Source organism: Dactylosporangium sp. NPDC051087 (assembly GCF_055586325.1).
In genome coordinates this window covers 197,007-212,191 of record NZ_JBVJIJ010000018.1, presented here as the reverse complement: position 1 = coordinate 212,191, position 15,185 = coordinate 197,007, and the positions used below count along the sequence as shown (strand labels likewise).

Here is a 15,185-nt window from a genome sequence, read left to right as displayed (position 1 = left end):
GGCGGGTCAGTCGTAGGCGAAGTCGTCGGCCTCCCGCAGCGCGTACACGAGGGTGTGCAGGCCCAGCTGCCAGCCACGGGACCGGGCGGCCGCGGACCTCGGCACGCCGGTCAGACCGGCGCCGGGCTGGGAGGCCGCGCTGAGCACCCGGTCCAGTTCGATCGCGCCGGCCGCCACCCCGTCCGCCGCGACCAGGTCGAAGGCGACCTCGGCGATGAACTCCGCGCCGCTGACCTCGACGCCGAGGGGCAGGGTGAGGTTGCGCGGGCGGGCGGCGAGCAGCCCGGCGTCCTCGCCGTCGATCCAGCACCGCCACCGGCCGGCGTGCAGCCGCTCGGCGCGGGGCACCGGCGAGCCGCGGCCGGTCGCGTCCTTCCACACAGCCTCGCGGGCGGCGGTCGTGTCGAGCGCGTCGACCGGGCCGAGCCACTGCCGCACCAGGCCGTCCGCGCCGGGGAGCCGGACGTCGACGGCCTGGTTCCCGCGGCCGCGCACCGTCAGGACGGGGACGGGCGCGCCGCCGTCGCCGGCGTGCAGTTCGGCGGAGGCGCGGTACACCGGGCACACCCCGCCGTCGTCGACGCGCACCGGCTCGCCGGGCTGTTCGACGACGGCGACGACGTCGTCCCCGAGCCCGGGCACCCCACCGCTCGCCAGCCGCTCGGTCACGAGGTCGGCCAGGGCGCGGCCGCGGATCGGCGCCGGCACCGGCGCCCGCCCCACCGGGCGGGGACGGGCCTTCTCGGCGGCCTGCAGCCAGGAACCCTTGGGCGGGAACGCGATGAGGTCGCCGGTCCGGGGCAGCAGCACGATGTCGAACGGCTCCGGCCGCCGCTCGTACAGGCTGGCGGTGGACGCGACCCGCTCGGCGACCGGGCGGACCACCTCGAACCCGTCGCCCGAGGGGATCAGCGCGCCGCCGGTCACGAGGCGCCGGGCGGCGACCGGCAGCAGCGCCGCGGGCAGGCCGGTGATGTGGAAGAACTCGGCGGGATCGGCGCGGCCCATCCGCAACGCCAGCTCGGCGGTGAAGCGCTCCAGCGGGGTCGTCGTCACGGCGGTCTGCCGGTACAGCTGGACACCCCGCCACCAGCGCATCGGCACCAGCACCTCGGACAGCGTGAGGACCGTGCCGGGCGCGAGCTCCGGCGCCCGGTCCAGCAGGCGGTAGCCGGTCACTTCGCCTGCTTCACCATGCTGTAGTCGCCGCCCCCGTCCAGCAGGTGGAACAGGTTGCGGTAGAACGCCTCGGCCGCCGGCACGCCGTTGAGCCGGCGCAGGGTCGGCGCGTGCCCGACGAGGACCAGGCAGCGGCGGGCCCGGGTGCAGGCCACGTTGAGCCGGCGCACGTCCTGCAGCCAGCGCCCGTACCGGGCGGACGGCCTGCCGCCGCCGAGGAACGCCCGGCCGAAGGACAGGAACACCAGGTCGCTCTCCTGCCCCTGGATCTTGTCGATCGCGTCGACCACCTTGAAGTCGAGGAGCTTGAACTCGGCGGCGCTCGGGCCGCCGAGCGCGGCCCGGATGGCGCCGGCCTGCGCGCGGTAGAACGTCAGCACGCTCACGGTCACACGGTCACCGCCGGAGTCGCGCAGCCGCCGCTCCCAGGACCGGCACACGTCGGCCACGATCCTGGTCTCCAGGTCGTTCACGAAGCCGTTGCCGACAAGCCGTTCCTTCGCCCTCGGCCCGTCCGCGGAGGTGTCGACGAACACGACCGGGGTGCGGGTCCCGCCGTACGGCAGCGGCACGATCCCGCACGGCTCCGGGGTGACGTACGCGCCGCCGTAGACCGGCTGCCGCACGAGCTCGGCGATGGGTGCGATCATCCGTCGCTGCTGCCGCAGTGCCCCGCGCAGCCCGGCGGGTACCTGCTCGACGGTCCGCTCGAACAGGCTGCGGACGAGATGGTCCAGCATGGCGCGCAGCAGGTCCCGCTCCGGATCGTCGCCGGTCGCGCGCAGGTGCGTCCAGGCGGTGTCGTACGTCGCGCGGTACGCCTCCCGCCAGCTGCCGCCGGTGAGCAGCCGCTCGGCGGTGCGCCGGACCGTGTCGGCCCGGAACTGGTGCAGCGCCTCCTCCTCCACCCACAGCGCGCCGAGCCGCGCGACGGCCTCGTCGAGGCCCGGCCCCGGCCGGGCCGGGCCCTGGTCAGGCGCGGCCCGCTCGCTCAGCGACAGCGCGCTCAGGGCGTGCAGGTGGTTCTCGTCCGCGGCCTCGACGTACGGCGGCAGCTGCCGCTCGTCGCCGACCAGCACCCAGCGCCGGGCCCGGCGGGCGCCGATGAGGAACTCGCTGTCCACGACGCGGCTCGCCTCGTCGACGATGAGCGTGTCGAAGTCGGCGTCGCCGAGGTCGCGGCTGATGCCGGTGGTCGTGCAGCAGATGAGGTTCGCCGAGTTGCGCAGGTCGGTGCCGACCTGGGCGAGCAGCGCGTCGGCGGCGCCGTCGCCGAGCCCGGACAGCTCGAACCAGCGCTGCTCCAGCGCGATGCGGTGCTCCCGCCGGTCGATCTCGCGGAGGAGGTGGTCGTGCCACCGGCGCAGTTCGTCGCCGTCGGCGTCGCGGCCGTTGAGCCCGCGGACCTCGTCCCGGGCGGCGGCGAGCGCGGTGCCCGCCGCGGCGAGCGCGGCCCGCCCCGCCGCGACGGCGGCCTCGTGCCGGCGCTCGCCGCTGCCGCGGTCCTGGTGCAGGGCAGCGAGCCGGGCCGTGGCGGCGGTCCGCCGGCGCAGCCAGGCCTCCCCGTCGCCGAGCAGCCGCCGCCGGTGTCCGTCCGCCGCCCGCCAGGCCGCGGACAGCTGGGCCACCTCGCCGGTGGTGCCGAACGCGTCGAGGACCCCGGACCAGAGCCGGCGCAGCAGCGGCACCGCGTCGCGCCGGGCGCGCAGGTCCGCCTCCCGTGCGACGGCCGCGGGCAGCAGGCCGCTGATCTGCCGCAACGCCTGGTCGGCCTGGCGCAGCTCCGTGTCGGCCGCGGCCACCGCGGCGGCCAGCCGGTCCCGGAACCGCCCCTGCTCGTCCTCGGCGGCGGCAAGCGTGCCGGTCGCGGCGTGGTGGCGGCGTTCCGCGTCGAACCGGCGCCGGAGGACCTCCAGCTGGGCCGCACAGCCGGCGATCTCGGACCGCCACCGCTCCGCCTGGGACGTCGCGGGCCGGCGGGCCTGCCGCAGGTAGGTGCGGCCGGCCTGCTCGGGCAGGTACCGGCGCAGGCCGGGGGCGACCCGTCCCTCGTCCCAGGAGATGCGCAGAGCGAGGACACCCGGCTGGTCCGCGATCCGGGACAGCACCTCGTCGACCGCGACGTGCATCGGCGCGAGCAGCAGGACGCGCTCGCCGCGGGCGAGCAGCTGACGCACCACCTCCGTGATGACCGTGGTCTTGCCGGTGCCGGGCGGCCCCTGGATGTGGAAGGTGTGCGGAGTGCCGACGGCGCCGTCGACCGCGGCGCGCTGCTCCGTGTCGAGGCCGGTGTCGAAGTACCGCGGCAGGGCGGGCATCGGCACGACCGGCAGCGCGTGCGGCTCGGTCAGCAGCTGCGCCAGGTGCGTCCAGTCGCCCTCGACGTTGCCGTCCAGGAACTGCGCCAGCGCCACGCTGTGCCGGCCGAGCGCGAACCTGCCCCGCTGCTCCAGCCGCACGGTGACGCCCGCTTCGACGTGCCGGTCGGCCGGCATCGACACAGCGATGAGCGCGCCGTCGTCCTCCACCGCGTGGACCCGCAGGTTACCGGCCCGCCAGCCGTCGCCGGCGACCGTGACGAAGCGCCCCTCGACGACCGCGGCGGGACGGTCCGGCCGGATCCACAGCACGGTGCCGCCGTCGGCCGGTCCGCTGCCCGCGGTCACCCCGCCGGCGCGGACCGTGCCCTCCAGGTCACTGCGCTGCTCCAGCAGTTCCAGCAGCAGGCGCAGCGGCTGGTACCGCCGCCGGACCTTGGCGTGCAGCTCGGTGTGCGGCCGCGCCGGTTCGGCGGTGACGGCGAGCCCGGCGCGGGCCCGGTGCAGCGCCGCCCGGCGCGCCTGCACCCGCTGCAGCCCCTGCTCGAACGCGGTCGCCAGCGCGTCGAGGTCGCACGGCAGCTCGCTGCGGAACGGCAGGAGCTCCACCGACCGCGGCCGCACCGCCAGCGTCCGCGGCGGGCCCTGCGTCGGCTTGACCGAGGTGACCGCCGCCATCTCGGCGCCGCTGTTCTCGGCGTACCGGGGCTTGGCGAAGACCGTGTACCGCCCGCCGACCAGCCGGTAGAACGGGTCGGCGGCGCTGCCCCGCCGCTCGACGACGAAGCCGGCCGCCAGGTCGGCGCGCACGTCGTCGGGCTCGAACTGCGCCATCCACCCGGCCACGCGCGGGTGGGACAGGTGCACCCGGATGCGTTCGGCGCCGCTGGGCTCGAACAGCTCCGGCGCCTCGTCGCGGCAGCGTTCCTCCGCCCACGCGGGCGGGAGGGCGAGCCTGCCGCTCAACGATCTGTCCCGATGAACGTCAGCTGCCGCAGCAGCGCCTCCAGCTCGACCGGGTCGCCGTGCAGTCCCCAGTACCCGGTCAGCAGCTCGGCGGCCTCCACCCGCAGCGACTCCGTGTGCCGCTCGGAGATCGGCTGGGTGCCGTGTGCGAGCACCGACTTGTTCCGCGCCAGGGTCCGGTCCCGCAGCCGCTCCAGCCTGGCCGGGTCGCCGATCATCCCGACCTTCCCGGCGAGCTCGTCGCGCTCGGCCGTGAGCAGCAGCGCCGCCGCGAACAGCGTCAGCTTCCCGGGCGGCGTGCCCTGCGACGGCGGGGTCAGCGACTGCCCCACCGCCTGGTAGCGGGCGCGGACCTCCGGCGGCTCACCGATGAGCGTGTAGTCGCAGCCGTCGGGGTCGAAGCCCGGGTACCGCAGCCGCAGGCGGGTCGTCATGCACGCCTCGATCGTCCGGTAGTACAGCAGCGCCGCGAAGTCGTGCCGGCCGAGCCGCTGGTAGTGCCGGCCCAGCACGTAGAACCACACGACGAACGCCGTTTCGTCCCCCGCGGCCAGCCGCTCCGCGAACGACAGCTGCGCCTCCAGCGTCGCCCTGGTCCCGGCGCTCATCTGCCGCAGGTTCGCCCGCACCGCGGGCACGCAGGCCGGCAGCGCGGTCAGGTCCAGGTCGCACCAGGCCCGGTACAGCGCCGAGAGGTCCCGCATCAGCCGGGCCACGCCGGGCTCGACGATCGACTCGCAGATCTCCTGGTACTTGGCGCGGGCCGCCTCGAACGCGCCGGACCGGAACATGGCGAGGGCCCGCTGCATCTCCTGCTCGCCGAACATCGCCGTCGGGTTCTCGAGCGTGATGAGCCGGTCCTGCCCGGGCAGCGGCCGCCGGGTCGCCGCGTCGAACCGGTTCTCCACATACGTCAGGCCGAGGTTGAGCTGCCACGCCGCGAGGGCCGCCGCCGCGCTCATCACCTTGCGCCCGCCGGTGATGTCGATGACCGCGTACTGCCCGTCGGGCTGCCCGTCCAGCCAGCGCTTGATCTTCGCGTACATGTCCAGCGGGTCCGTCGGGTTGACCGTCTCGTGCTGGAACGACTCGAAGTCCAGTTTCCCCGGCACCAGCAGGTGCCGGCCGATGAGGTTGACGCTCTCCGAGGCGTCCTGCGACCGCAGCACCAGCAGCCGCCGCGGGCGCAGCAGCTCGTAGGTAAGCACGGTCGGCGTCGCGGCGAACCCGCACACGCTGATCAGCAGGTCGACCTTCCGCGCCGGCAGCCGGCTCACCGACCTGGCCCGCCGCACCGCCTCGGGCAGGAGGTGGTCGAGGTAGAACGAGGTGGCCTGCAGGACCGCCCCGCCCGGCCCGTATTCCTCCTCACCCCGCCGGATCCGCTCCATCCGCATCGCGAGCGCTTCGAAGACGGTGGATTCCGCCGCAGCCATGCGAAGACCATACTGAACCCCGGCGATCACCGCGCCTCTAGTGCAAAATATAGATATCTGGCGATATTGTGGCGGGCATGGTGACACTGTTTCCGTCCCGGCGCGCGATGATCCGCGCGTTCGCCGTCCTGGTGGGTGCCGCGGCCGTGATCGTCCCGGCGACCGCCGCGCTCGCGGCACCCACGTTCAAGGTCCCGTTCCCGTGCGGCCAGGTGTGGTCCGGGCAGACCCGCTCCGACCACAGCCCCGCCAACGCCATCGACTTCAACCGCACCAACGACGACGGCGACCCCGTCGTGGCCAGCGCGTCCGGCACCGTCGACCGGGTGACGGACCTCGGCAACACCAGCTACGGCAAGTACGTCCGGATCGACCACGGCGGCGGGTACACCACCTACTACGCCCACCTGAGCCGCTTCAACGTGTCCGTCGGCCAGACCGTGCGGTACGGCCAGGTCATCGGCTACGTCGGCACCACCGGCGGCTCGACCGGCCCCCACCTGCACTACGAGCAGCGCTCCGGCGGCACCTCCGTGAAGATCAAGTTCAACGGCACGCAGGCGCTGTACTGGGGCACGAAGAACTACACCAGCGACAACGGCTGCTCGTCCGGCTCCGGCAACGGCACGGTGAACACGTCCGGCACGCCGCTGACCGTCCGGTCCGGACCGGGCACCAACTACTCCCCCGTCGACACGGTCGCCGACGGCACGAGGGTGACGATCGCCTGCCAGACCACCGGCACGACCGTCGACGGCACGTACGGCACCAGCAACATCTGGGACCGTATCGGCTCCGGCCGCTTCATCGCCGACGCCTACGTCCTCACCGGCTACGACGGCTTCATCCCCGGCGTCCCACGCTGCTGACGGCCGCCCGGCACGCTCCGGCGTGCCGGGCCTCACCGGGCGTCCCCGGGTCTCAGCCGGCGGGCACCATCGGGAACGACTCCGCGGCGGTGCACGGGTCCGGCCCGGTGAGCGGGATCTCCGCGGTCAGGGTCGTTCCCTGCGCCGGCGGGCTGACGACGCCGAACCGGCCGCCCAGCGCCTCCACCCGGTCGCGCAGGCCCACGAGGCCCGTGCCGCTGTCCGGCCTGGTCCCGCCGACACCGTCGTCGCAGACCGACAGCCAGACCCGCCCCGCGTCCGCGCTCACCGAGACGGTGGCCACCGACGCCTGGGCGTGCTTGGCGACGTTGGTCAGCGCCTCGGAGACCACGTAGTAGACACCCACCTCCACCCGCTCGGGAAGCCGGTCCGGGACCTGCAGCCGCAGCTCGACGGGCACGACGCTGCGCCGGGCGAGCGTGCGCAGCATCGGGCAGATCCCGCCCTGGCTCAGCAGGGCCGGGTGGATGCCGCGGGCGAGGTCGGTCATGCTCTCGTGGATCTCGGTGAGGCTCCGGACCGTGTCCGACAGCAGCTGCCGCACCGCCCGCGGGTCGTCCGGCGCCGGGTCCTCGGCCATGCGCAGCCGCAGGGCGAGCGCGACGATGCGCTGCTGCGGCCCGTCGTGGAGGTCCCGTTCGATGCGGCGCCGTGCCTCGTCCGCCGCGGCGACCAGCCGGCCGCGGGAGGCGACGAGGCGGCCGCGGTTCTCGGTGTTCGCGATGGTGGTGGCGACCAGCTCGGTGAAGGCGTGCAGGCGTCGCTCGGCGTCGGCGGGCACCGGCTCCGTCGTGGAGGACAGGACCAGGGTGACGCCCCAGAGCTCACCGTCGACCACGATCGGCACGCCGAGGCCGTGGTGGAAGCCGCGGGCCCGCAGCTCCGCGGCGATCGGCCCGGTGGCGGCGCGGTAGTCGATCCGCGCCGTGCGGCGGGTGCGCAGGATCATGCCGACGATGTTCTCGCCCGCGATGGGCAGGCTCGGGTATTCGGGCAGCAGCCGCCCGCCCTTGTCCCGTTCCGAGACCGCCGTGACGGTCTGGTCCGGCTCGTACCGCAGCAGCGCGGTGTGGAACCCCCGGAACAGGCGGTGCAGCTCGGCCGTCACCGCCGCGAACACCTGCCCCGGCGACCCGCCCGTGGCGACCATCGTGGCCACCCGCCGCAGTGCCGCCTGCTCGGCCAGCAGCGCCTGGGTCGCCCGCTGGCTGGCCCGCAGGGTGGCGATGAGCTCCTGCCGGTCCACGGCGGTGCGGACGGTCTCCTCCAGCGCCGGGCACAGCCGGTCGCGGAGCCGGTCCAGCGTCGCCGGCGGGGTGTCGTCCGGGACGACGAGCCGCAGCAGGCGGTGCTCGCCGCCGGCCGTGAGCACGATCGCGCCGGCGACCTCGTGCGGGCCCGGCGCGTCCCCGACCTCGATCGACGCGCCGGGCAGGCCGAGCCGGGCCGCCAGGCACCGCGACCCGGCCCGGAGCCCGGACGCCACGTCGTCCTCCCCGAGGACGCGGTGGGCGACCTCGGCGACGATGTCCGCCTCGTCCGCCCGCTCCTGCGCCTCCAGCGCGCGTTCCCGGGCGAGGTCGGCCAGCCCGCCGCTGGCCAGCGCCAGAATCCCGAAGATCACGGCCCGCTGGAGGTCCTGCGCCGCGTTCAGGTGCAGCCCGCCCGGCGGGATGTGGACGAAGTTGAACACCAGCGTGCTGGCCGCCGCGACACCGAGACCCAGCCGGGCGCCCCACACGATCGTCAACGCCACCACGCCGAGCATGTACACGGCGGCGCTCGGCTGCCCCTGCGGGTGGGCGGCGTGCAGCACCCCGACCACGACCGTCTCGACGATGACGGCGACCGCGGCGACGGCGATGCCGACGGTGATCGGCGGCGGCGGGGTCGGCAGCAACCACGCCATGAGCCGGCGCCGGACGACGCTGGTCACCGTCATACGGCCTCCCGGTCGGCGAGGTCCTGGGCCCGGGCCGTGCCGTGCCGGTCCGACGTGCACACGTCCGACCGTTCGCCTTGCTGACGACGGTCAACACCACCCGATGCGGGTGACCTCCCACCTCGAAAACCTCATCCGCCCGGGGGACGCAGGTGCCGGGAGACGCACCGCGCCCGGTCAGGTGGATTCCGGCCGAAAGGCTGCGTCGGGCGCCGCCGGCGAGACCGTACGATGACGGCGGCCGGACGAGCGCGGGAGGTGGGTGCGACGGACCAGCGGCATGCGGGACGGGCGCTCGTCGCCGTCTCCGCGGTCTCCTCCGGCGGGCTCGGCTGGAGCACCGCGCACCTGGTCACGTCGCGGGTGCTCGCGCACCGGCACGCGGCGGCGCACGGGATGGCCGACGGGGTCTCCCACGTCCACGCCGCCGAGCTCGCCGCCGTCGTCGTGGCGCTCGCGCTCACCGCGGCGTCGCTGCTCGCGGTGACCGCCGCGGCGTTCGCCTCCGGTGGACGCCTGCCGGCGGTGCACAAGCGGCGGCTGGCCCGCACCGCCGGGCTGTGGTCGACCGGGGCGTTCCTCGCCGCCGAGACCGGCGCGTGGGCGGCCTCCGACACGCACGTGGTGCCGCCGCCGATCGTGCTGCTGCTCGGCCTCGCGGTGCACGGCGCCGCCGGTGTGATCGCCGCACTGGTCTGGCGCGGCGCCGTCGAGCGGATCTGCCTCGCCGCGGCGGCGGTCGCCCCGCAGGGCTTCGAGCTGCCCGCCCTGCCGGCCCTCGCCGGGTGCGGCAGCGCCGGCGGCGGGTCGATCTGGTCGATGCTCCGGGTGGCGGGCCGCGCCCCGCCCGCGTCGGGAACCTGATTCCTTCCGTTCCCAACGCCCGCCGGGTGTCGCTTCGCCGTGCCCGGAACACCGCGAGAGGCTGCACATGCGTCCACCTGCCCTGCGCCGGGGCACCACCGTGCTCGGCGCCGCCCTGACCCTGCTCCTGCTCCTGCCCGCCGCCGCGTCCGCGCACGGCGTCGGCGACGCCGCCGGCAGATCCGTCCCCGAGTTCGTCTGGCTCGGCGTCACCCACATGCTGCTCGGCTGGGACCACCTGCTCTTCGTCGCCGGCGTCGCGCTCATCGCCGGCACCGTCCGCCGCGCAGCCGCGCTCGTGTCGCTGTTCGCGCTCGGGCACAGCGTCACGCTCATCACCGCCGCCATCACCGAGTGGCGGGTCAGCCCGGTGAAGGTCGACCTCGTCATCGGCCTCAGCGTCGTCTTCGTCGGCGCCGTCGCCCTCCTCGCCCGGCCGAGGACGCCGCTGCACCGGCGGCTGTTCGGCGGGGCGGTCCTCGGCTTCGGTCTCGTCCACGGTCTCGGCCTGGCCACCCGCCTGCAGGACATCGACGTGCACGGCACCGGCAGCCTGACCCGCATCGTCGCGTTCAACATCGGCATCGAGGGCGGCCAGGTCATCGCGCTCGTCGCCGTCATGCTCATCGCGAGCTACCTGCCGGCCCGGTTCACCTCCGAGCGGGCCCAGCGGGTCGCCTCCACCGCGATCATCGTGCTCGGCGTCCTCGCCGCGGTCCTCGTCGTCGCCGACCGGGCCGGCCGCCCCGCACCCGTCGCGGCCGGGGCGCACGCCGGCGGCGAACGGGTCGACGCACCGCCGGCGCGATAGGCAACACGGTGTTCCGTCCGGGTGAACACTTCGGGCCGTGGCAGGTTCGCGACACCGCCACGGCCCGGCGGGCTGCCATCATCCGGGGTATGCGGCGATGGGTGGCACGGGCCGGGCTCGTCGTCCTGCTCCTCACCTCGCTGCTGCTCACGCCCGTGGCCCAGGCGCAGGCCACCCATCTGCGGCTCGGGCACCCGGCCGGCCAGTCGGCAGCGGCCGGGCACGACCACCACGACGCGGCCGGCGAGCACTCCCACGAGCACCACCACGCCGTGCTGCACACCGCCGGAGCGCTCGCCGGCCCGCAGCAGCCGCAGCTGACCGGTGGCACCGCGACCGTCACCACGGTCGCCGCCGGACCCGCGCCGGGCGCGGTCCCGGTCCCGGTCCGTGACCCCGGCCAACCTCCACAGGCGCTCCTGCAGGTATGGCGGATCTAGGCCGGCGCGACGCTCGCGACGTGTCCTGACCGGCGCCACACACCTGGAGCTCCCACATGCCCGCAACCGCCGACCGGCGGCCGCCGAACCATGCCCCCGGCACCGAAACCCACACCGACACCGACACCGACGACCACACGCAGGACCTCCCGCCGCGTGGACACCGGCTCGCCCACGGCAGCCTCGCCGAGCGGTGGAACGGGCGCGACAACGGCATCGGCGCCGTCCGGCTCGGCCTCGCCGCCGCGGTCGTCGCCGCCCACGCCACCTCCCTCGGCTTCGGCTGGGAGGACCTCGGGCAGAGCCTGTTCCAGGGGCAGACCAACGTCGGCACCCTCGCGGTCTTCGGCTTCTTCGTCCTGTCCGGGCTGCTCATCACCCGCTCCGCCGCGCACACAGGCGTGGGCCGGTTCCTCTGGCACCGCGCGCTGCGCATCCTGCCCGGCCTGTGGGTGTGCCTGCTCGTCACCGCGTTCGTCGCCGCGCCGGTCGTCGCGCTGCACGAGCGGGGCACCCTCGCCGGGTTCTGGGACGGGCCGAAGGGGCCGCTGCGGTACGTCGCCGGCAACTGGTTCACCGGTGTGCGCCAGTACGGCATCCAGGACCTGCTCGCCGAAACCCCCTGGGGGCGTGAGGTCGGCGGCACCAGCGTCTTCAACGGCGCGCTGTGGTCGCTGGTCTACGAGAGCGCCTGCTACGCCGCCGTCGCCGTGCTCGCCGTCACCGCCGTGCTGCGCCGGGTCCGGTGGCTCGTCCCGCTGCTCGCCGTCGTGCTGTACGGCTTCGTCCTCGCCGACCAGATCCGCGGCCGCCGACTGGCCGGCCCGCCGGCCGAGCATTACGCGGCGGTCGTCGCGCCGCTGATCGGCAGCGTCTCCGTGCAGTGGCTGATCTACCTCGGCGCGCTGTTCCTGACCGGCGCCACGATCGAGCTGTACCGCGACCGCGTCCCCGTCCACGACGGCCTCGCAGTCGCCTGCCTCGCCGTCCTCACCGGGTCGCTGCTGCTCGGCGGGTTCTTCGTCGCCGGCTTCCCGGCCCTCGCCTACCTGCTGGTGTGGGCGGCGGTCCGGGCACCCCGGCGGCTGCGCCGGGTCGCTGCCGTCAACGACTACTCCTACGGCGTCTACATCTACGGCTTCGTCGTCCAGCAGCTCCTGGCGACGTTCGGCGGCAACCGCTGGGGCTACCTGCCGTACACGGTGCTCAGCCTGGTGGTCACCGGCGCCGTCGCCTACGCGTCGTGGCATCTCGTCGAGCGCCGCGCCCTGGCGCTGAAGCAGCTGCGGCACCGGCGCCGTCAGTCGTGCTCGGGCGCCCCGGTCAGATGATGGTCGGCCGCGTGGAACACCTCGGTCACGAGCCGGCGGACGTGCCCGCCGGCCGCCCGGTACAGCACGCGCCGGCCGTCCCGGCGGGTGTGCACCAGGCCGGCGAGGAGGAGCTTGGCCAGGTGCTGCGACACCGCGGGGCGGGCGGCGCCGACCGCCGCGGCCAGCGTGCCCACGTCCAGCTCGCCGTCGCGCAACACCCACAGCAGCCGCAGGCGGGTCGGGTCGGCGAGCATCCGCAGCGCCGTCACGGCCACGCCGACCTGCGCATCGGTCGGCATGGGATGGTCAGGTGCAGGCACGAGCACGCAGTGTACCTACCGGTGGTGGGCGACGGCGGCGTGCGCGTCGGCGGTGTCGGGGTCGGTGTGGATGGTGACCGCGGTGAGCCTGGGCACGGCGTGCAGCAGCCGGTGCTCGGCCGCCAGGGCGATCCCGTGCGCCTCGACGACCGTCAGGGTGTCCGCGACACGACGTCGGCCTCCGCGTGGAGTCGGTGACCGACCCAGCGCATCCGCAGCGCGGGGACCCGCCGCACGCCGGGCGTACCGGCGATGACCTCCTCGGCGGTGTCGACCAGCGCGGGGTCGACGGCGTCCATCAGCCTGCGGTACACCTCGCGCGCCGCGTCCTTGAGCACGATCAGGATCGCGGCCGTGATGGCCAGGCCGACGACCGGGTCGGCCCAGCGCCAGCCGAGGGCGACGCCGCCGGCGCCGAGCAGGACCGCCAGGGAGGTGAACCCGTCGGTGCGGGCGTGCAGGCCGTCCGCGACCAGCGCCGCGGAGCCGATCCTCCGGCCGGTGCGGATGCGGAGCCGGGCGACGACCTCGTTGCCCGCGAAGCCGATGACCCCCGCGGCGGCCACCCAGGGCAGGTGCGTCACGCCGGCGGGGTTGAGCAGCCGGTCGACGGCCTCGTAGCCGGCGAAGGCCGCCGACGCGGCGATGGTGAGCACGATGAGGATGCCGGCGAGGTCCTCCGCGCGGCCGTAGCCGTAGGTGTACCGCCGGTCGGCGGCCCTTCTCCCGACGACGAACGCCACGCCGAGCGGCACGGCGGTGAGCGCGTCGGCGAGGTTGTGCAGCGTGTCGCCGAGCAGCGCGACCGAACCTGACACCAGCACGACCACGACCTGCAGGCCCGCGGTGGCGCCGAGGACGAGCAGCGAGATCCACAGCGCGCGGATCCCCTCCCTGGAGGACTCCAGCGCGCTGTCGACCTTGTCCGCGGCGTCGTGCGAGTGCGGCGTCAGCAGGTGCCTGGCGCGATGCCACCCCGCCGCCAGGCGGGAGGCCACCGGGCCGTGCGCGTGGTCGTGCCCGTGCTCATGGTCGTGCTCACCGCTCATGCCCGCATAATATGTGCTCATGTACGCACACGACAACGCCGGCCGGGCGCCCGGGTGCTCCCGGGGCCGCGCCGGGCCGACGTTCGTCACCCGGCCCGGCGCGGCGTTCATGCCGGCCCCCGGTCCGGGGAGATGGGTGGACCGGGAGCGGGCATCGGCCGGCACCCGACCCCGGGGTCACAGCGACGAAACTCCGGGGCCGCGAAGCGCACCAGCCGTGCGGCGCGGGACAGCACCGGCGCCGGCGCTGCAATACTATGCTTCTTAGTAGATCCTCGCCACGTGCCCCGCGGCGCGCGCCGGTGGTGCGGCGCCTGGCGCTACAGTCGTCCGATGGGCTCCGTAGCAAAGCTGCTCACCGCACGACTCGTGCTGTTCATCGCCGTGGCAGGCCTCATGTTCGTGCTGCCGGTCGAGCTCGACCCGGTGGTCCGGCTCGCCGTCGCGTTCGTCGTGAGCATGGTCCTGTCGGTCTTCGTCCTGCGCCGCCTCCGCACCCAGGTGACCGCCGACGTGCAGGACCGCGTCCAGCGCAGGCAGGAGCGCGGGAGCCGGCAGGCCGGATAGGCCGCCGGACCGCCCGGTCACGGGTGGGCGGGGTGCTCATGGCCGGCGTGGCCGGCCGGCTCCAGCTGGAAGGTCGAGTGGGCCACGTCGAAGTGGTCGGCCACGCATGACTGGAGCGCGTCGAGCAGCCGCGGGGCGTGCCCGTCCTGGAAGCACCCGTCGCGCACGACGACGTGGGCGCTGAGCACCGGCAGGCCGGAGGTGACGGCGTGCACGTGCAGGTCGTGCACGCCCAGGACGTGGTCGAGCTCGACGACGTGCCGGCGGATCAGGTCCAGGTCGATGCCGGGCGGGGTCGCCTCCAGCAGCACGTTCACCGCCTCGCGCAGCAGCCGGACCGCGCGCGGGGCGATGACGAGACCGATCAGCACCGACACGATCGCGTCGGCGCGGGTGAACCCGGTCGCCGCGATCACGGCGGCCGCGACGAGGACCCCGACCGAGGTCGCGGTGTCGGTGGCGACCTCGAGGAACGCGCCCCGCATGTTGAGGCTCGCGTTGCGGGCCCGCCACAGCAGGGCGACGCCGGCGAGGTTGCCGGCCAGGCCGACGGCCCCGAAAAGCGCCATGCCCCCGGGCTCGACCGCGGACGGCTCGAACAGCCGGCGGGCGCCCTCGACGAACACGTAGACCCCCATGCCGGCGAGGACCAGGCCGTTGACCGCGGCCGCGAGGATCTCCGCGCGCGCCCAGCCGAACGTGCGGCGGCCCGTCGCCGGGCGGGCGGCGAGCAGCGTCGCGCCGAGGGCCAGGGCCACCCCGCCCGCGTCGGCGAGGACGTGGCCGGCGTCGGCGAGCAGCGCGAGACTGCCCGTGACCAGCGCGCCGGCGACCTCGACGGCGAAGATCGCCACCGAGACGGCGAGCGCGCCCGCGAGCGCGGCCCGGTGCCGGCCGGTCGCCGTCACCCGGCGGTCGTGATCGTGTCCATGGCCCATCGGATCGCCTCCCCACATTACATGCCGACATGCGCATACTAATATGCATCTCTGGAGACGCGTCAAGGCACCGCTAGCTACTATGCTGCTTCGTAGTAGTGATGCCGGCGTGGGCCGAGTCGCACCCGCCGGGAACTTTCCTGGGCCGGCGA

The 15,185-nt window shown here is 74.9% G+C and carries 13 protein-coding genes; 6 read left to right on the top strand and 7 right to left on the bottom strand.

Translation table 11 applies throughout. The features are described 5' to 3' along the window. Window positions 1–6 precede the first annotated feature (6 nt). Genes ACZ6TV_RS32025 through ACZ6TV_RS32015 form a run of 3 tightly spaced genes read right to left on the bottom strand, consistent with a single transcriptional unit; the run spans window position 7 to window position 5,899 of the window. The gene (locus ACZ6TV_RS32025; protein ID WP_465301025.1) at window positions 7–1,179 is read right to left on the bottom strand and encodes a hypothetical protein; all 1,173 of its coding nucleotides are present in this window, start codon (window positions 1,177–1,179) and stop codon (window positions 7–9) included. Further along, window positions 1,176–4,463: a DEAD/DEAH box helicase gene (locus ACZ6TV_RS32020; protein WP_465301024.1), complete on the bottom strand. Its 3,288-nt coding sequence runs from the start codon at window positions 4,461–4,463 to the stop codon at window positions 1,176–1,178. The genes ACZ6TV_RS32025 and ACZ6TV_RS32020 overlap by 4 nt, the downstream gene beginning before the upstream one ends. Further along, window positions 4,460–5,899 (bottom strand): TIGR02710 family CRISPR-associated CARF protein, encoded by a 1,440-nt coding sequence (locus ACZ6TV_RS32015; protein ID WP_465301023.1) that lies wholly within the window; start codon window positions 5,897–5,899, stop codon window positions 4,460–4,462. Before ACZ6TV_RS32015 ends, ACZ6TV_RS32020 begins: the two co-directional genes overlap by 4 nt. Window positions 5,900–5,976: 77 nt before the next feature. Between ACZ6TV_RS32015 and ACZ6TV_RS32010 the strand changes: the two genes are divergently transcribed. Then, window positions 5,977–6,768 (top strand): M23 family metallopeptidase, encoded by a 792-nt coding sequence (locus tag ACZ6TV_RS32010; RefSeq protein ID WP_465301022.1) that lies wholly within the window; start codon window positions 5,977–5,979, stop codon window positions 6,766–6,768. A 52-nt stretch (window positions 6,769–6,820) separates the two neighbouring features. On the opposite strand, the gene ACZ6TV_RS32005 is transcribed toward ACZ6TV_RS32010, so the two are convergent. Continuing rightward, complete coding sequence (locus ACZ6TV_RS32005; protein ID WP_465301021.1) at window positions 6,821–8,731, bottom strand: sensor histidine kinase; 1,911 nt, start codon at window positions 8,729–8,731, stop codon at window positions 6,821–6,823. Between the two features lie 258 nt (window positions 8,732–8,989). Here ACZ6TV_RS32005 and ACZ6TV_RS32000 point away from each other — a divergent pair, with 258 nt between their 5' ends. The 4 genes from ACZ6TV_RS32000 to ACZ6TV_RS31985 all read left to right on the top strand — a co-directional run bounded on the left by ACZ6TV_RS32000 (window position 8,990) and on the right by ACZ6TV_RS31985 (window position 12,177). Beyond that, window positions 8,990–9,595, top strand: a complete 606-nt coding sequence (locus ACZ6TV_RS32000) for a hypothetical protein (RefSeq protein WP_465301020.1) — start codon at window positions 8,990–8,992, stop codon at window positions 9,593–9,595. 67 nt (window positions 9,596–9,662) lie between these two features. Continuing rightward, window positions 9,663–10,406 carry a HupE/UreJ family protein gene (locus tag ACZ6TV_RS31995; protein ID WP_465301019.1) on the top strand — a complete coding sequence of 248 codons (744 nt, stop codon included), beginning with the start codon at window positions 9,663–9,665 and terminating at the stop codon, window positions 10,404–10,406. A gap of 89 nt (window positions 10,407–10,495) precedes the next feature. After that, a complete protein-coding gene (locus ACZ6TV_RS31990) occupies window positions 10,496–10,846 on the top strand; it encodes a hypothetical protein (protein WP_465301018.1) in 351 nt (116 codons plus the stop codon). A gap of 56 nt (window positions 10,847–10,902) precedes the next feature. Next, entirely contained in the window at window positions 10,903–12,177 is a 1,275-nt protein-coding gene (locus ACZ6TV_RS31985; protein WP_465301017.1) for an acyltransferase family protein, read from the top strand. Here ACZ6TV_RS31985 and ACZ6TV_RS31980 read toward each other — a convergent pair. Further along, window positions 12,147–12,479: an ArsR/SmtB family transcription factor gene (locus ACZ6TV_RS31980; protein WP_465301016.1), complete on the bottom strand. Its 333-nt coding sequence runs from the start codon at window positions 12,477–12,479 to the stop codon at window positions 12,147–12,149. The two genes, ACZ6TV_RS31985 and ACZ6TV_RS31980, sit on opposite strands and share 31 nt — an antisense overlap. Window positions 12,480–12,631: 152 nt before the next feature. Further along, on the bottom strand, window positions 12,632–13,528 hold the full coding sequence (locus ACZ6TV_RS31975; RefSeq protein ID WP_465301015.1) for a cation diffusion facilitator family transporter: 897 nt from the start codon (window positions 13,526–13,528) through the stop codon (window positions 12,632–12,634). Between the two features lie 333 nt (window positions 13,529–13,861). Between ACZ6TV_RS31975 and ACZ6TV_RS31970 the strand changes: the two genes are divergently transcribed. After that, window positions 13,862–14,095, top strand: coding sequence for a DUF4229 domain-containing protein (locus tag ACZ6TV_RS31970; RefSeq protein WP_465301014.1), 234 nt, complete (start codon window positions 13,862–13,864; stop codon window positions 14,093–14,095). 17 nt (window positions 14,096–14,112) lie between these two features. Here ACZ6TV_RS31970 and ACZ6TV_RS31965 read toward each other — a convergent pair whose 3' ends face one another. Then, window positions 14,113–15,003 carry a cation diffusion facilitator family transporter gene (locus ACZ6TV_RS31965; RefSeq protein ID WP_465301013.1) on the bottom strand — a complete coding sequence of 297 codons (891 nt, stop codon included), beginning with the start codon at window positions 15,001–15,003 and terminating at the stop codon, window positions 14,113–14,115. Window positions 15,004–15,185: the final 182 nt, after the last annotated feature.

Excerpts from the sequence above, each read along its gene's own strand:
- ACZ6TV_RS32015 (WP_465301023.1), bottom strand. The coding sequence starts at position 5,899 with ATGGCTGCGGCGGAATCCACCGTCTTCGAAGCGCTCGCGATGCGGATG.
- ACZ6TV_RS31985 (WP_465301017.1), top strand. The coding sequence starts at position 10,903 with ATGCCCGCAACCGCCGACCGGCGGCCGCCGAACCATGCCCCCGGCACC.
- ACZ6TV_RS31990 (WP_465301018.1), top strand. The coding sequence starts at position 10,496 with ATGCGGCGATGGGTGGCACGGGCCGGGCTCGTCGTCCTGCTCCTCACC.
- ACZ6TV_RS31995 (WP_465301019.1), top strand. The coding sequence starts at position 9,663 with ATGCGTCCACCTGCCCTGCGCCGGGGCACCACCGTGCTCGGCGCCGCC.
- ACZ6TV_RS31975 (WP_465301015.1), bottom strand. The coding sequence starts at position 13,528 with ATGAGCGGTGAGCACGACCATGAGCACGGGCACGACCACGCGCACGGC.
- ACZ6TV_RS32010 (WP_465301022.1), top strand. The coding sequence starts at position 5,977 with ATGGTGACACTGTTTCCGTCCCGGCGCGCGATGATCCGCGCGTTCGCC.
- ACZ6TV_RS32005 (WP_465301021.1), bottom strand. The coding sequence starts at position 8,731 with ATGACGGTGACCAGCGTCGTCCGGCGCCGGCTCATGGCGTGGTTGCTG.
- ACZ6TV_RS31970 (WP_465301014.1), top strand. The coding sequence starts at position 13,862 with ATGGGCTCCGTAGCAAAGCTGCTCACCGCACGACTCGTGCTGTTCATC.